13 protein-coding genes are annotated in these 15,282 nt (G+C 71.4%); 8 read left to right on the forward strand and 5 right to left on the reverse strand.

Annotated elements, in window-relative coordinates; genetic code table 11:
* Positions 1–111: 111 nt before the first annotated feature.
* Entirely contained in the window at positions 112–1,116 is a 1,005-nt protein-coding gene (locus tag LE548_RS20395; RefSeq protein WP_308030307.1) for a hypothetical protein, read from the reverse strand.
* A 338-nt stretch (positions 1,117–1,454) separates the two neighbouring features.
* Between LE548_RS20395 and LE548_RS20400 the strand changes: the two genes are divergently transcribed.
* From LE548_RS20400 to LE548_RS20420, 5 genes are all read left to right on the forward strand, one after another.
* On the forward strand, positions 1,455–2,351 hold the full coding sequence (locus tag LE548_RS20400; protein ID WP_225098331.1) for a DMT family transporter: 897 nt from the start codon (positions 1,455–1,457) through the stop codon (positions 2,349–2,351).
* A gap of 21 nt (positions 2,352–2,372) precedes the next feature.
* Positions 2,373–2,888 (forward strand): NUDIX domain-containing protein, encoded by a 516-nt coding sequence (locus LE548_RS20405; protein WP_225098332.1) that lies wholly within the window; start codon positions 2,373–2,375, stop codon positions 2,886–2,888.
* Between the two features lie 353 nt (positions 2,889–3,241).
* Positions 3,242–3,541 (forward strand): hypothetical protein, encoded by a 300-nt coding sequence (locus tag LE548_RS20410; RefSeq protein ID WP_225098333.1) that lies wholly within the window; start codon positions 3,242–3,244, stop codon positions 3,539–3,541.
* Positions 3,542–3,663: 122 nt separating this feature from the next.
* Positions 3,664–4,686 carry a phosphotransferase family protein gene (locus tag LE548_RS20415; protein ID WP_225098334.1) on the forward strand — a complete coding sequence of 341 codons (1,023 nt, stop codon included), beginning with the start codon at positions 3,664–3,666 and terminating at the stop codon, positions 4,684–4,686.
* Between the two features lie 7 nt (positions 4,687–4,693).
* Complete coding sequence (locus LE548_RS20420) at positions 4,694–5,908, forward strand: acyl-CoA dehydrogenase family protein (RefSeq protein ID WP_225098335.1); 1,215 nt, start codon at positions 4,694–4,696, stop codon at positions 5,906–5,908.
* 62 nt (positions 5,909–5,970) lie between these two features.
* Here the strand turns inward: LE548_RS20420 and LE548_RS20425 are convergent, their stop codons facing one another.
* From LE548_RS20425 to LE548_RS20435, 3 genes are read right to left on the reverse strand one after another with little or no spacing between them, the layout of a single operon-like run.
* Positions 5,971–6,564, reverse strand: a complete 594-nt coding sequence (locus LE548_RS20425) for a TetR/AcrR family transcriptional regulator (protein ID WP_225098336.1) — start codon at positions 6,562–6,564, stop codon at positions 5,971–5,973.
* 26 nt (positions 6,565–6,590) lie between these two features.
* Positions 6,591–8,258 (reverse strand): class I adenylate-forming enzyme family protein, encoded by a 1,668-nt coding sequence (locus LE548_RS20430; protein ID WP_225098337.1) that lies wholly within the window; start codon positions 8,256–8,258, stop codon positions 6,591–6,593.
* On the reverse strand, positions 8,255–9,028 hold the full coding sequence (locus LE548_RS20435) for an SDR family oxidoreductase (RefSeq protein WP_225098338.1): 774 nt from the start codon (positions 9,026–9,028) through the stop codon (positions 8,255–8,257). Before LE548_RS20435 ends, LE548_RS20430 begins: the two co-directional genes overlap by 4 nt.
* A 203-nt stretch (positions 9,029–9,231) precedes the next feature.
* Here LE548_RS20435 and LE548_RS20440 point away from each other — a divergent pair, with 203 nt between their 5' ends.
* Positions 9,232–10,518, forward strand: coding sequence for a serine-threonine protein kinase (locus tag LE548_RS20440; RefSeq protein ID WP_225098339.1), 1,287 nt, complete (start codon positions 9,232–9,234; stop codon positions 10,516–10,518).
* Positions 10,519–10,542: 24 nt separating this feature from the next.
* Here the strand turns inward: LE548_RS20440 and LE548_RS20445 are convergent, their stop codons facing one another.
* Positions 10,543–13,329, reverse strand: coding sequence for a penicillin acylase family protein (locus LE548_RS20445; RefSeq protein ID WP_225098340.1), 2,787 nt, complete (start codon positions 13,327–13,329; stop codon positions 10,543–10,545).
* Between the two features lie 230 nt (positions 13,330–13,559).
* On the opposite strand from LE548_RS20445, the gene LE548_RS20450 reads away from it, so the two are divergent.
* Positions 13,560–14,162, forward strand: coding sequence for a hypothetical protein (locus LE548_RS20450; RefSeq protein ID WP_225098341.1), 603 nt, complete (start codon positions 13,560–13,562; stop codon positions 14,160–14,162).
* A 483-nt stretch (positions 14,163–14,645) separates the two neighbouring features.
* Positions 14,646–15,282 (forward strand): RNA ligase (ATP) (locus LE548_RS20455; RefSeq protein WP_225098342.1); only part of this gene is annotated, 637 nt, incomplete at its 3' end.

Raw genomic sequence — 15,282 nt, forward strand, 5'->3', positions numbered from 1 at the left:
TTCGAGCACTCGGGGCTGTGCGGAGCCAGGGAACGGGGTCAGCGGTCAGACTTCCGTAATCACTTCTTACGTACGTCTCAGAGAGCCGTATGGCTCAGCGGACCGTGCCGTTCAGCGGACCGTGCCGTTCAGCGCGCGGGCGCGGGCCTCGCGGAAGGAGGCGCGCGGGTCGCGGTGCGCGTAGGACCAGGGGGCCGGGGTGGCGTGCCGGCCGATGCGCTGGAACAGGGCCGCCGCCTCGGCCGGGCGGCCGGCGCAGGACAGCGCGAACGCCAGGTGGTTGAGGTCGATGTGGCGGCGGGGGTGCTCGTCGTGCTCCCACTCCAGCCACCAGTCGAAGCAGGCGCGCAGGATCCGGCGGGCCCGGGGGCCGGACCAGTGCCCGGAGGCGGCCGGGTCGGCCGGGGCCAGGCCGGTGGCGGCCAGCACCCGGTAGCGCTCGGCGTACGCGACGACCGGCAGCACGGCGAGCGGGGAGTCGGCGGGGGCTTCGGCGGCGGCCAGCTCGGCCACGTCGTACACCTCGTGCGCCTCGGCGCCCCGGCCGCCCGCGGGCCGTTCGGCGAGCCGGGCGAGCAGCAGATGGTGGGCATGGTGGTGCTCGGGGTGGCGGCGGCGCAGCTCGGCGAAGGCACCGAGCAGCTCACGCTCCGGGCCGAGGGTCCGGGCCAGCTGGAGCAGGCCGAGCCAGGGGGTGGGGTCGGCGGGGGCGAGCGCGGCGGCCGCGGCACAGGCCTCGCGGGCCCGGTCGGGGTCCTCCTTGCCGCGCAGGGCACGGTCGACCAGGGCGAGGGCGGCCAGGGCGGCGGCGTCGGCGGAACCGGGCTCGGCGAGCTGCCAGTCCCGGGCCCAGGCGACGGCGTACGGCTCCCGGGCGAGCACGGTGAGGCGGTGGCCGCGGCGGTCCCAGTCGTCGCCGGTGTGCAGCAGCAGGGAGCGGGCGGCCTGGCGCCGGCCCTGCGCCAACGCGGCGCGCGCGGTGCGCAGTTCGGCGTCGTCCAGGGCGTCATCGAAGGCGCCGGAGTCGTCCGGGGCGGAGTCGTCCGGGGCGGTGTCGCCGGACTGGTCCGTGGGGGCCCGGCCCGCGCCGAGCAGGGGTGGGAGAGGTGGGGGCACCGCGGAACTTCCTGTATCTCGGGCTGCCATCGACCGATCACGCACAGCAAACCCCCAGCCAAGGTTTGCGTCAAGCGGAACGCGACCTGTTGACAGGTTCAACTTCCGGTTCTTAAGCGGAACTTGAGAGTCCCTGTGCAGGTGGGCCCGGCCGCGTGCGGGATTCCGGCCCGTCGCTGTGGCGTACGCCATGGCGCGAGACGGCTCAGCCACGGAGCATGGCGAGCCGGCTGCCCGCCGCCCCCGATTGCGGGCACTTCCGGGTCTATACCGCCCCGGGGACGCTACAGTCGGCCCTTACACGCCCGTGGTCCGGCCGGATGATCGAGGTACGCAGCGTGTCCGTTCTGGTTCTCCTGCTCGCCGTGAGTGCCGCCTGCTGTCTGGGTTTCGGGTTCGTGCTCCAGCAGGACGCGGCGCAGAAGGCACCGCTCAGCGACTTCCTGTCCTTCCGGCTGCTGCTCGACCTGATGCGGGTGCCGAGCTGGCTGGGCGGGCTCGCCCTGATGGTGGCCGGCATGGTGCTGGGCGCGATCGCCCTCGGCAAGGGCGAGATCTCCCTGGTGGAACCGCTGCTCGCGACCAACCTGCTGTTCGCGCTCGCCCTCTCCCGGTACCGGACCGGACAGCCACTGGGCCGCCAGGGCTGGGCGGGGCTGCTGCTGCTCGCGGGCGGGGTGAGCGCGTTCATCACGGCGGGCGAGCCGCGGGCCGGCCACGCCGTCTCCGATCCGCTGCGGCACTGGCTGATCATCGGCGCGATGGTGGGCGTGGCCCTGGTGCTCACGATGTACGGCAAGCGCTCCCGGCTCAGCTGGGGACCGGTGCTGCTGGCCACCGCGGCCGGGCTGCTGTACGGCGTGCAGGACGCGCTGACCCGGGTGAGCGGCATCCGCTTCGCCGAGGGCGGCTTCGCCGAGCTGGTCACCGGCTGGCAGCCGTACGGGGTGCTGGTGTGCGGGGTCACCGGGCTGATCCTGGTGCAGAGCGCCTTCGAGACCGCCCCGCTGCGCATGTCGCTGCCCGCGCTGACCGCGGCCGAGCCGCTCGCCGGCATCCTGTGCGGGGTGGGCTTCCTCGGCGACCGGCTGCGCACCGACACCGGCGCGCTGGCCTGGGAGGCGGCGGGGCTCGCGGCCGTGGTGGCGGGCATCGTGCTGCTCGGGCTGCACCCGGCGATGCCGTGCGGCACGGCGGAGGCGGAACCCCCGGCCCGCGACCTCCAGCGTCGCTGAGCCTCCTGCTTGGATGGAGGCATGAACCCTGCTGAGGAGATCCTCGACATCGTCGACGAGCACGACCAGGTCGTCGGCCGGTCCCCGCGCGGCGAGGCGTACGCCCGGGGCCTGCGCCACCGCTGTGCGTTCATCGAGGTCCGGGACGCGTCCGGCCGGCTCTTCGTGCACCGCCGCACGGCCACCAAGCTGGTCTTCCCCTCGCTGTACGACATGTTCGTCGGCGGGGTCGTGGGGGCGGGCGAGTCCTACGACGAGGCGGCGCTGCGGGAGGCCGAGGAAGAGCTGGGGGTGAGCGGGCTGCCGCGGCCGGAGTTCCTCTTCAAGTTCCTGTACGACAACGGGGCCGGGGCGAGCTGGTGGTCGGCGGTGTACCAGGTGCGCTGCGAGCTGCCGGTGCGGCCCCAGGTGGAGGAGGTCCAGTGGCACGGCTTCCTGCCCGAGGAGGAGGTCGAGCGGCGCCTCGCCGAGTGGGAGTGGGTGCCGGACGGGCGGGCGGCGTACGAGAGGCTGCGGGCGTTCCGTTCGGGCAGGTGAGATGCCGGCGGAGTCGGCGGCGTGACCGAATTCGTCGAGAACGTCCGGCTGTGGTTCGCACCGGAGCGGGTACGGGACACGGGCGCCACGACCCGGGGTTGCAGCCGGAGCGCACCCGGCCGGCCTGGTGTCGTACGACGCCGCCGGCCGCCGTACTCGCCGTCAGGACCGCCTTGCACGGCGGCGCCTCGGCCACCGGCCTGGCCAACGGGACCCTGGGCGCTCCCCGCCATGTGACGGCGGCGGTGCGGTACGGTCGCCCACCCCGCGCCGCGTGTGCCCGATTTGACGAGATATACACCGATCGGGCGTAGCCTGTGCGTCGTCAGAACCCCGATCCGAAGGTGAGCACCATGGCCACCCCTCACCAGGAACACACCGATCACAGCACCCACCGCCACGGTCCGGACTGCGGGCACACCGCCGTGCACCACGGCGACCACCTGGACTACGCGCACGACGGGCATCTGCACCGGGAACACGCGGGCCACTGGGACGAGTGCGAGCCGGCCTCGCACGCCCCGCACAAGGGCCATGAGCACGTGCACCACGACGAGTGCGGGCACGCGCAGGTGCGGCACGGCGACCATGTCGACTATCTGCACGACGGACACCGGCACGCCGAGCACGGGGACCACTGGGACGACCACTGACCCTGGTCGGCCTATCGTGGCTCCGGTCACGTTTGGCCTCCTCTTCGGCCTGCGCACTGGACGGCATACCGACCGGTCGGCATCATGAACGGGTCCTGTTCACCCGTTCGTAGGAGTGCCGTATGAGCACCGACCACCCGCCCGGACTCGACCTGGACCGGCTGCGCGCCCTGCTCGACCGCGAGCGCCCCGGTCTCGTCGGCGGCCCGCTGACCGGCCGGCTGATCGAGGGCGGACGGTCGAACCTCACCTACGCGCTCTCCGACGGCACCGCGAAGTGGGTCGTGCGGCGGCCCCCGCTCGGCCATGTGCTGGCCACCGCGCACGACATGAAGCGCGAGCACCGCGTGATCAGCGCCCTGCACCCGACCCAGGTGCCGGTCCCGCGCCCGGTGCTGCTGTGCGAGGACGAGGAGGTGCTCGGGGCGCCGTTCTACGTCATGGAGTTCGTCGAGGGCACCCCGTACCGCACCGCGGACCAGCTCGCCCCGCTCGGCGCCGAGCGCACCCGGAACGCGGTGCTGTCCCTCGTGGACACGCTGGTCGAGCTGCACGCGGTGGACCCCGCCGAGGTGGGCCTCGCCGACTTCGGCCGGCCCGAGGGATTCCTGGACCGCCAGCTGCGCCGCTGGGGCAAGCAGCTGGACGCCTCCCGCAACCGCGACCTGCCCGGCATCGACGAGCTGCACGCGGCCCTGGGCCGGGAGCTGCCCGTCTCCCCCGCGCCCGCCGTCGTGCACGGCGACTACCGCCTGGACAACGTCCTCATCGGGGACGACGACCGGATCAAGGCCATCCTCGACTGGGAGATGTCCACCCTCGGCGACCCGCTCACCGACCTGGGCCTGCTGGTGATGTACAGCCGGCCGCTGGAACTGCCCGACTCCCCCATCTCCACGACCGCCACGGCCGCCGGGCACCCCTCCCCGCAGGAGCTGATCGAGCGGTACGCCGCGCGCTCGGGACGGGACGTGTCGGCCGTCTCCTGGTACACGGCGTTCGCCTGGTTCAAGCTCGCCGTGATCCTGGAGGGCATCCACTACCGGTACACCCTCGGCCAGACGGTCGGGCGCGGCTTCGACCGGATCGGCGACCTCGTACCCGTCTTCATCGACCACGGACTGACCACTCTCCAGGAAGGCTGATCCAGAAATGGACTTCGCGTTCGACGCGCGCACCGAGGAACTGCGCGCCAAGCTGCTCGCTTTCATGGACGAGTTCGTGTACCCGGCCGAGCCGGTCGCCGAGGAGCAGCGGGCGCGGCTCGCCTCGCCCTGGGACACCCCCGCGGTGGTCGGGGAGCTGAAGGCCGAGGCCCGCAAGCAGGGGCTGTGGAACCTCTTCCTGCCCGACGCCGAGTACGGCGCGGGACTGACCAACCTGCAGTACGCGCCGCTCGCCGAGATCACCGGCCGCTCCCCGCATCTGGCGCCCACCGCGACGAACTGCGCCGCGCCCGACACCGGGAACATGGAGGTGCTGGCGCAGTTCGGCAACGAGCAGCAGAAGAAGCAGTGGCTGGAGCCGCTGCTGGCCGGTGAGATCCGCTCGGCGTTCGCGATGACCGAGCCGGAGGTCGCCTCCTCCGACGCCACGAACATCACCACGCACATCGAGCGGGACGGCGACGAGTACGTCATCACCGGCCGCAAGTGGTACATCTCCGGGGCGATGAACCCGGACTGCGCGATCTTCATCGTGATGGGCAAGACGGACCCCGACGGCGCCGACATCCGCCGCCAGCAGTCCATGGTCCTGGTCCCGCGCGACACCCCGGGCGTCACCGTCAAGCGCGCGATGCAGGTCTTCGGCTACGAGGACCACTCGCACGGCGGCCACGCCGAGGTGATCTTCGACCACGCGCGCGTGCCGGTCACCAACCTGATCGGCGAGGAGGGCGGCGGCTTCGCCATCGCCCAGGCCCGGCTCGGCCCCGGCCGGATCCACCACTGCATGCGGCTGATCGGCATGGCCGAGCGGGCGATCGAGCTGATGTGCCGCCGGGCGGTGTCCCGCACCGCGTTCGGCAAGGCACTGGCCCAGCAGGGAGTGGTCCAGAACTGGATCGCCGATGCGCGGGTCACCGTCGAGCAGCTGCGGCTGCTGGTGCTGAAGACCGCCTGGCTGATGGACACCGTCGGCAACAAGGGTGCCCACACGGAGATCCAGGCCATCAAGATCGCCACCCCGCGCGCGGTGGTCGGCATCCTGGACCGGGCCATCCAGCTGCACGGCGCCGGCGGGGTGAGCCAGGACTTCCCGCTGGCCGAGCTGTACGCGAGCGCCCGCACCCTGATGCTCGCCGACGGCCCGGACGAGGTGCACCAGCGGTCGCTGGCGCGGCGGGAGCTGAAGAAGTACCTGTAAGAGAACGACGGTAAGGGGCGCTCGCCCAGGCAAGCGCCCCTTACCCGTACAGCCGGCCGGAGCTACGGCCGCAGCGCCCGCAGCAGCAGGTCGGCGAGGTGGTCGGCGACCTGCTGCGGGGTGAGCGGGCCGTCCGGGCGGTACCAGGTCGACAGATGGTGGACGGAGCCGAAGTGGTAGTCCACGACCAGGTCGGCCGGGGTCGCCGTGGAGAAGACGCCCTCCTTCTGGCCCTCCTCGATCAGCGCGCGGAACCGCTCGTGGTAGCGCCGGCGCTCGGCGCGGACCTGCTTGCTCTTCTCCGGGCTCAGGTGGTGCATCGAGCGGAAGAAGATCATCGCGTCGTCGAGGTTCTCGATCGTCGTGACGACCACGTCCGCCGCCGCGCCCCGCAGGCGCTGCTCGACCGGCGCGTCCATGTCGGCGAAATGGTCGAGCCGCTCCTGCTGGAGGCGCAGCACGCGCGCGTACACCTCGTGCAGGAGGTCGTCCTTGGAGCCGAAGTAGTGGTACAGCGCCCCCTTGGTGACGCCTGCCGCCTCCACGATCTCCTGCACCGAGGTGCGGTCGTAGCCCCGCTCCGCGAAGAGCCGGGTGGCGGCGGCCAGCAGCCGCTGCGGGACGGGTGTCCCGTCCCCGTCCGTCGTCCTGGGCACTGCCGCCACCTGCCTTTCCGTGATGCTCAATCGTTGTCGCGCGCGCGGGAACGCAGTTCCCGACGGAGGATCTTGCCACTCGCCGTCTTGGGCAGGTCGGGCAGGATCTCCACCTGGCGCGGGTACTTATAAGCCGCAAGTCTCTCCTTGCAGTACACCGCGAGTTCATCCGGGTCCGTCTCGGCACCCGGACGCAGGCTGATGTACGCCTTGACGGTCTCGCCACGATAGCCGTCGGGAACACCGACGACGGCCGCCTCGCGCACCGCTGGGTGGGTGTACAGCACGTCCTCGACCTCACGCGGCCACACCTTGAAGCCGGACGCGTTGATCATGTCCTTCTTGCGGTCGACGACGTACAGCCAGCCCTGGGCGTCCATGAAGCCGATGTCGCCGGTGCGCAGCTCGCCGCCGGGGAAGGTCTCGGCGGTGGCGTCCGGGCGCCGCCAGTAGCCGGGGATCACCTGCGGACCCCGTACGGCGATCTCGCCCTGCTCCCCGAACGGCACCTCCTCGCCCTGCTCGTCCACGATCCGCACGAGCGTGTCGGCGCCGGGCAGGCCCACCGACAGTGTCCCGGAGACGGGGTCCACGGGCGCCTCCAGGCCGGGCGGGACGGAGGCGCAGGGAGCGGTGCACTCGGTGAGGCCGTAGCCGACCCTGATGTACGGCCCGAAGCGCTCCCGGAACCCCTCCACCAGGGCCGGCGGCACGGGGGCGCCGCCCGAGGAGATGTTCACGAAGGAGGCGAAGTGCCCGGGGGTGACGTCCGGGTGGGCGGCCAGCGCCATGAAGGCGGTGGCGGGACCGACCGTGTAGTGCGGCCGGTGCTCGGCGAACGCCTCCAGGACGAGTCCGGGTTCGAAGCGGTAGGTGAGCACCAGGGTGCCCGCGCTGTTCAGGCAGGCGCCGAACTGGCAGACCATGCCGGTGATGTGGAACAGCGGCGCGAGCGCGTAGTAGACGGGCGCCTCGGGCAGCCCGAGCCCGGTGCTCTGCCGCTCGGCGTTGTGCATGATGTTGGCGTGCGTGTTGGTGGCGCCCTTGGGCGTGCCGCTGGTGCCGGAGGTGTAGCTGATCAGGGCGATGTCCTCGGGGCGCGGGTCGCGGCCCTCGGGCGCCGTACCGCCCTGCCGCGCCACGGCGACCAGGTCGTCGGCGTCCGCCGCCTGAGGCAGCCGCTCGAACCCGAGCACGCGCGCGTCGTCGCGTGTCTGGAAGTCCAGCTCGCACCCGGTGAGCACGATCCGCACCGGCGACCCCTCGGCGGTCTCGCGCAGATACGACTCCCAGGCCCGGTCGGAGCAGACCAGCGCGGTCACCTCGCCGTCCCGCAGGACGTGCCCCACCTCGGCCGACTTGTACATGGGGTTGACCGGGACGACGGTCGCGCCCGCCTTCCAGGCACCGAGCAGGGCGAGCACGAAGTGCGGGGAGTTCTGCAGCAGCACGGCCACCCGGTCCCCGCGCTCCAGCCCGCGCGCCGCGAGGTGGGCGGCGACGGAGTCGCTCAGCCGATCCACCTCGCGGTAGCTCAGCCGGGCGTCGAAGTAGGCGAGGAAGGTGCGGTCGGGGGCCTCGGCGACGGCGGTGCGCAGCGCGTGCACCAGGGAGTCGGCGGGATCGATGGGGCCGCGCTGGACGTCGTCGAGGAGCGCCAGCCAGGGCCGGTCGGCGTAGCGGAGGGTGCTCACCGGGCCTCCTCCCACTTCTGCTGGATGTGGTTCATGCCGGCCAGCCAGCGGTCGGGGGTGGCGGCGCGCGCCTGGTAGTACCCGGCCACCTCGGGGTGCGGCAGGATCAGGAAGCGGTCCTCCTCGATGCCCTGGAACAGGGCGTCGGCGACGGTGTCCGGCTCGATCGCGGTCGGCTGGAGCACCAGCTCCCCGGCGCTGCCGGTCGCGGCCAGCATGTCCGTGCGCACGCCCTGCGGACAGATCGCGTGCACCTTCAGGCCCCGGTGGCGGTACGTCAGCGACAGCCACTCGGCGAAGGCGTAGGCGCCGTGCTTGGTGACGCTGTAGGAGGGGGCGCCGATCATGGTGAGCAGCCCGGCGGCCGACACGGTGGCCACGAACCGGCCGCTCCCGCGCTCCAGCCAGTCCGGCAGCAGTTCATGGGCCGCGCGGACGTGCGCCATCACATTGACGTCCCAGGACACGGCCCACGACTTCTCGTCGAGCGGCCCGCCCGCACCGCCGTCCTCGAAGGCGACCCCGGCGTTCGCGCAGTAGACGTCGACGGTGCCACCGAGCGCGTCCCGGGCGTCGCCGACGATCGCGGAGGCGTCACCGGGCACGGCGATCCCGCCGATCTCCTCGGCGACCGCCTTCGCCCTCTCGGCGTCCAGGTCGTTGACCACGACCCGCGCCCCCTCGGCGGCGAACCGCCGGGCCAACGCGGCCCCGATCCCCCCGCCCGCCCCCGTGACGACCACTCCCGCATCCTGCACGGCTTCCACCATCGGTCTCCTTCGACACGACTTCGCGCGGCGCGCATCGGCTCTGATCGGCCCAGACTAACCAGTCGGTATGTATGAGGGAAGAGCAACCGTCCCCACCTCATCCGGTGAAGCGCGGTGTATGGCCAACGTTGTCCCGGAGCAGGACGATGCGTCCGTGACACATATCGTCACGCGCCGTTTCCGGGGAGACGAGGGAGCCTGGCATGGCGGATCCTGGGATGAGTGTGACTCCCTACTGGGAGCTGACCTTCGACGCGGACGGGGACGTGGACGCCCCCGAGCGCGACCAGTTGGTGGCGCAGGTCACGGAGCAAGGCGTCCGTGACCTGATCGTCTTCGCCCACGGCTGGAACAACGACCGTTCGGGCGCGACCGCGCTGTACCGCCGGTTCTTCGCCCCGATCCCGGGGCTCGCGCCGAAGGCCCGTATCGGGTACGTGGGCGTGATCTGGCCGTCGATGCGCTTCAGCGACGAGCCGATCCCGGACTTCCCGAAGTCGACCGCCACCGTGGCGGCGGGGGCGCTGGACGAGGACACCCGGCGTGCACTGCGGGCGGTGTTCCCGGACCGGGCGGCCCTGCTCGATCAGTTGGCCGGGATGCTCGACCAACAGCCGGACGGCGCCCAGGGGTTGGCACAGTTCGGGCGGCTGGTGCGGCAGCTGATCGACGGGGAGCGGCCCGCCGGTGTGGCCGACACGGAGGAGGAGGGTGAGCCGGGTGTGTTCACCGAGGACCCGGCGACGGCGTGCCAGGAGTTCGCGGAGGCGCTCGCGTCGGTCCAGGGGCCCGAGGGGTCCGAGGGGTTCAGCATCCCGAATCCCTGGGAGGGCGCCAAGGAGCTGCTGCGGCAGGCGACGTACTACACGATGAAGCGGCGCGCCGGGACCGTCGGCGAGCAGGGGCTCGGGCCGGCGCTCGGGAAGCTGGCCGGGGCGGCGCCCGGGGTGCGGGTGCATCTGGCGGGGCACAGCTTCGGCGGCCGGCTCGTGTCGTTCGCGCTGCGCGGGCTGCCCGACGGGGTGCGTACGGTGAAGTCGGTGACGCTGCTGCAGGGCGCCTTCTCGCACTACGCGTTCGCGGAGCAGGTGCCGCAGGCCCCGGACAAGGCGGGCGCGCTGAAGGACCAGCAGCGGCGGATCGACGGGCCGCTGGTGTGCTGCCACTCGCACTTCGACCAGGCGCTCGGCACGTTCTATCCGCTGGCCTCCAGGCTGTCCGGGGACGACCGCTCGTGCGTGGGCGGCGAGATCGCGGCCGTGCTGGGGCCGGAGTGGGGCGCCATGGGGCACGACGGGGTGCAGGCGGTGCCGGGGACGGCGCGGCTGGACCTCGCGGCGGCGCTGAACGGCTCCCTGCCCGCCTCGGGGTGCGTGAACGTGGACGCGGCCTCGGTCGTGTGCCGGGGCGGCCCGCCGACCGGGGCGCACAGCGACATCGTGCACCCCGAACTGGCGAGGGTGATCCTGACGGCGGGCCGTATCACCTGAACCCGGCCCGCCGCCGGTGCCGGTTCACCGATGCGAGGTGTACTCCACCACCTGCTGGAAGGTCGGCCGGTTCTGCCAGCTGATGTTGCCGTGCTTGATGCCGCCCAGGGTGCGCTGGACGATCGAGTCGGCGCACCACTGGTCGCCCGCCGAGCACAGGGAGTCGCCGGGGTAGACCGTGGACGCGCCGGTGCCGGCCGCCTGCTTCAAGGTGCTGATCAGGATGTCCCGGCAGGAGCCGAGGTCACCTCCGCCGCAGTACTTCTCGGCGAGCCCACCCTGCACGTTCTCCCCGAGCACCGCCCGGATGTCCTTGTCGACATAGCTCCACCAGCCGTACTGGAAGGAGCTACCTGCGTGCGAGCCGGTCGGGCCGTGTCCGGCGGACGGAGCCTCGTCGACGGACAGGTTGCTGGTGAGATCGGTGTACAGATCGTTGCCGAGGCCCGGTTCGAACTCCGCCTTGACCAACAGCGGCCACCAGGCGTCCAGGATGCGGATCGCATCGGCGTCGGCGTACGTCTTCGAACCCGCCGAGGTCTCCGTGCGCTTGGCGCCCGCGGTGACCCAGGCCTGGAGCTTGTTCACCGCGTCGGCGGCGGTGGAGTCGGTCACCGGCGAGGAGTTGATCACCTTGAGCAGCTTCGGCAGCACGTCCTCGGCGCGCAGGTCGGCGAGGGCCGCGTCCGCCATGGCCTGCACCAGCTTGGTCCGGGTCACCCCGCCGGCCGCGACCAGCTTCTTCACCCGGTCGTCCAGCAGATTGCCGCGGTGCACCGAGCCGTCGCCCCAGGACGCGGTCGTGTAGTCCTTGGCCTGCTTGTTGTTCCAGGAGACGTAGTAGTCCTGGTCGACGGAGTTGGGGTGGGCGGAGGCCGGGGTGTATTCGGCCGTGTTGGTGGCCGGGTCCCAGTTCTGCCACTCGTACGCGGCCTGCGCCCAGACCGGGAACTCGGCGTCGACGCCGGCGGCCCGGACCGGGTTGTCACCGCTGTTGTAGTAGGCGGTGTGCTGGGAGTCGGCGTAGAACCAGTTGAAGGTGTAGTTGATGTGCTGGGCCGCGCTCTGGAAGTCCTGCGGGCCCTTGACGTAGCCGGGGTCGTTCAGCATCTGGAAGCCGATGATCGAGTCGGCCTCGTGCAGATACGACGAGCGCAGCGTGGTGTAGGCGACCTTCTTGCCGCCGACGGTCGCGCGGTACTCCACCGGTCCGTACTTCGTGCGCCACACGCGCATGGTGTACGACCCCGCCGGGGTGCTGTCGGCCGTGGTCGGTGACCAGGAGTTCTTCTGCTCGACCTCGTCCATGGCGGTACAGGTGCCGTGGTACAGGTAGTGGTAGTCGTCCTGGCACAGCTCGACGGCGTAGGTGTCGATGATGTCCTGGCCGGAGGTGGTCGCGGACCACGAGTAGTCCTGGCCCCGGCCGAGTTCGACGTACATGCTCAGGCCCGCGAAGGAGGCGCCGCGCGCGCTGATGCCCGGGCCCTGGATCTCCTGGAGCATGAGCAGCTGCGGGGCGAAGTACCCGGTCTGCGGTCCGAAGACGGCGATCGGATGCCCGCTCGCGGTGTACTTGCCGCTCACCACAAGGGCGTTGGACATGCCGCGGTGGGCGGAGCTGAGCGTGGTCTTCGCGGCGCCGGCGGAGGTGCTCTTGGCGGCGGCGGTGGTCGCGCTGCCCGTGCGGTCGTAGACGAGCGGTTCCTGGGTGACCGAGCCGGCGTCGGGCAGGGCCTCGCCCCTGGCGGTGTCCGGCTTGCCGCCGTACGGGAAGCTCTGGCCGTCGTGGACGGTCAGCACGGCCTCGGGGTCGTTGCGCTCGCGGAAGGACTCCCAGACCTTGGTGCCCTCCTCGACGCCGTACTTGGCCTGCGCGGCGATCAGTGAGATGGCGTTGTTGACCTCGCCGCCCCCGCCGGAGCCGAAGAGCGAGCCGATGACGGAGGCCAGCGCGACCAGGTCGGTGATCTTGAAGTGGTTTATGGTGCCGGCGTTGGTGATCGCGTCCTTGTGACCGGTCAGGTCGTACTCGCCGGGGAAGTAGCGGCCGCTGTCGGAGGCGTCGATGTACGCGTTGATGCCGTCGAGGTAGGCATTGGCGTCGGCGAGGGCCTGCTGACCGCGGGCACCGTTCTTCGCGACGGCGTTGTCGATCTGCGCCTGGAGGTCGGCCTCGGTGTACGGCGCGTTGCGGTAGAACTCCTGCTCCAGGCCCTGGTTGGCGGCCGCGCCGCCGGCGAAGGAGGTCAGCTGGCCCCGGCCGACGTGCCGGAAGACGTCCATCAGCCACAGCCGGTCCTCGGCCGCGGCGAATCCGGCGCCGTACTCGGTGCCGTACCGGGTCGTACCTGTGATGTGCGGCACACCGGTCTTCTTGTCCCGGACGATCGTCACGTCGCTGCGCCCGCCCGGATTCTCCGTGGAGGCGACCTGGTCGGACGGGACGCCGAACGAGGAGTCGTTGAAGAAGTTGTTGATCGTGGAGTCGGTCAGGCCCTTGTGACCGGTGGCCAGGCCCGCATACGGGCCGAGCTGGTCCTCGGCGTGCGAAGGCTGGGTGCCGAAGGCCTGGTTGAGCAGGATCTGCGCCAGGGTCGCGTTGCCGTTCTCGCCGGGCGGCAGGATGTCCGAGCACTGGCCGCCGCAGTAGTCGTTCGAGGCGGCGGCCGTGGCGGCGGACACCGTCTGGGTGAGGGGAGAGAGCAAGCCGCCGACGAGGACGCAGATCGAGGCGGTCTTCAGGAACCTGGTGAAGGGGCGGGACGTTCTCAGTCTGTCAAGGGCGGTACGTGGGGTACGCCGTGGCATGGCAGCTCCTAGCGCCGGGGGTGCGCGAACGTTACCGCCGGTATCCCCGAGTTTGAAGATGAACATGCGTCACTTTTTGGAGCCGCCGCCAACGGCCAAGAGGCGCACGCGAGAAGAGCACGCGAAGAGATGGAGCCGAATCGCCTGTCGATACGTCTACTCGACGACGTCCGTGCGACGACGCCGAAGTGACCGAAGTACAGGTGCAGGTGTGACGGAGGTGCAGGGCGATGGCCGGTTTCCGGAGTCTGGCGAGACAGGTACGCGATCCGGACTGCGATCTGGCACTGCGGCGGTACTCGCTGCGCAAGTGCCTTGAGAAGTTCGCCCCTTACGGGCATCGGGCGACCTGGGACCATCTGTGCTCCCGGGCGGGCTTCGGCCCGGAGGACCGCTCCCCCGACCCGGCGCGGCTCGTGGCCGCACTGGAGGAGCTGGAGGAGGCCCGTTCCGTCTGGCTCGCCTACGAGACCGACTTCACCGAGCGGCGCAGGAAGGAGAAGCACGACGGGCTCCGCCGGCCGGGCAGCGTGGACGACTGGCACCGGCTGACCTGGGGCGGCTTCGGGGTCGCCTGGTGCGACGACCCACGACTGCACCCGCACGAGCCCCTGGCGGACGTACTGCGCCGCCTGATCAGCGCCCTGGAGCGCACACCGGGCACGTGCTGCCCCGTGTGCGGCGCGGACCGTCTGATCTGGCGCCACGACCTGGACCACGAGCCGTCCTCCGGCCCGGTCTGCACGGACTGCGGAATCCTCGTCCCGCGCCCCGTGCTGACCCCGCAGGCGCTGGAGTATGCCCGCCGGGGGGCGCTGCTGATGTCGGCCTGAGCAGTGCGATGCAACGGGGGCCGGTCCGGGGGGTGCGCTGGGGGGATGCCGCACCCCCGCGGTTGGCTGTGTGTGACATGTGACGGACCTGGCGGTCCCCCCTGTTCGAGCGAAGGCGAGAACTTGGGGAAGGTCGGGCACCTCCTTGAGGTACATGTCCACCACGCTCAGGGGCACACGCACGTACGGCGTGCGCAGGTACGCGGGGTCTCCTCGGGGAGGTGGCAGCGGCCGCGGCCGGTCTCGTGCGGGCTCGCAAACCCGTTGAACACGGTCTCGATGTCCGCGAGCGCGGCGGCAAGGGTGGGCGTCGGCAGGGGAGTTGCTCCCGTCGGTACTCTGCGCACGACGTCGCCGCCGGCCGAAGATCACGACGCTACCAGTCACCAATCCGCTGGTTCCACCGGTTTCCGGCGTGGAGAGTAGAGCCCGATGAAACACGCCTGAGGGCCGTCAACGTGCCCAGCTTTCCGAGGAGTTGCGATGTCGACGCTGCGCGTCACCGCCGAAGTGCTGACCGTCCACGAGCATCCGAACGCCGACGCGCTCGAACTGGCCCAGGTGGGCTTGTACCGGGCGGTCGTCGCCAAGGGCGCGTACCGCACCGGTGAGGCCGCCGTCTACATCCCCGAGCAGGCGGTGCTGCCGTCCGGCCTGATCGACGAGCTGGGGCTGACCGGACGGCTGGCGGGCGGCGAGGCCAACCGGGTCAAGGCGGTGCGGCTGCGCGGCGAGCTGTCGCAGGGCATCGTGTGCCGGCCGAAGGCACTGGCCGACGTCGATCTGGCGCGCGCGGCGGCCCAGGGCACGGACTTCGCCGAGCGGCTCGGCATCACCAAGTGGGTGCCGCCGGTTCCGCCGACCATGAACGGCGAGGCCGAGTCCGCCGCCGCGTTGCTGCCGTGGGTCGACATCGAGAACATCCAGCGCTACCCGGACATGTTCACACCGGGCGAGCCGGTCGTCCTGACGGAGAAGCTGCACGGTTCCGCGTGCCTGCTGACGTATGTCGCCGACGAGGGACGGGTCTACGTGTCCTCCAAGGGCTTCGGTGCCAAGTCCCTGGCGCTGAAGGAGGATCCACGGAACCTGTACTGGCGGGCGGTGCGCGGCCACGGCG

The organism is Streptomyces sp. CoH27 (genome assembly GCF_020181035.1).
GTDB classification, from domain to species: domain Bacteria; phylum Actinomycetota; class Actinomycetes; order Streptomycetales; family Streptomycetaceae; genus Streptomyces; species Streptomyces camelliae.

Bases quoted from the DNA above. Each gene is read 5' to 3' on its own strand.
- LE548_RS20405 (WP_225098332.1), top strand. From the start codon at position 2,373: ATGAACCCTGCTGAGGAGATCCTCGACATCGTCGACGAGCACGACCAG.
- LE548_RS20410 (WP_225098333.1), top strand. From the start codon at position 3,242: ATGGCCACCCCTCACCAGGAACACACCGATCACAGCACCCACCGCCAC.
- LE548_RS20415 (WP_225098334.1), top strand. From the start codon at position 3,664: ATGAGCACCGACCACCCGCCCGGACTCGACCTGGACCGGCTGCGCGCC.
- LE548_RS20420 (WP_225098335.1), top strand. From the start codon at position 4,694: ATGGACTTCGCGTTCGACGCGCGCACCGAGGAACTGCGCGCCAAGCTG.
- LE548_RS20435 (WP_225098338.1), bottom strand. From the start codon at position 9,028: ATGGTGGAAGCCGTGCAGGATGCGGGAGTGGTCGTCACGGGGGCGGGC.
- LE548_RS20440 (WP_225098339.1), top strand. From the start codon at position 9,232: ATGGCGGATCCTGGGATGAGTGTGACTCCCTACTGGGAGCTGACCTTC.
- LE548_RS20445 (WP_225098340.1), bottom strand. From the start codon at position 13,329: ATGCCACGGCGTACCCCACGTACCGCCCTTGACAGACTGAGAACGTCC.
- LE548_RS20450 (WP_225098341.1), top strand. From the start codon at position 13,560: ATGGCCGGTTTCCGGAGTCTGGCGAGACAGGTACGCGATCCGGACTGC.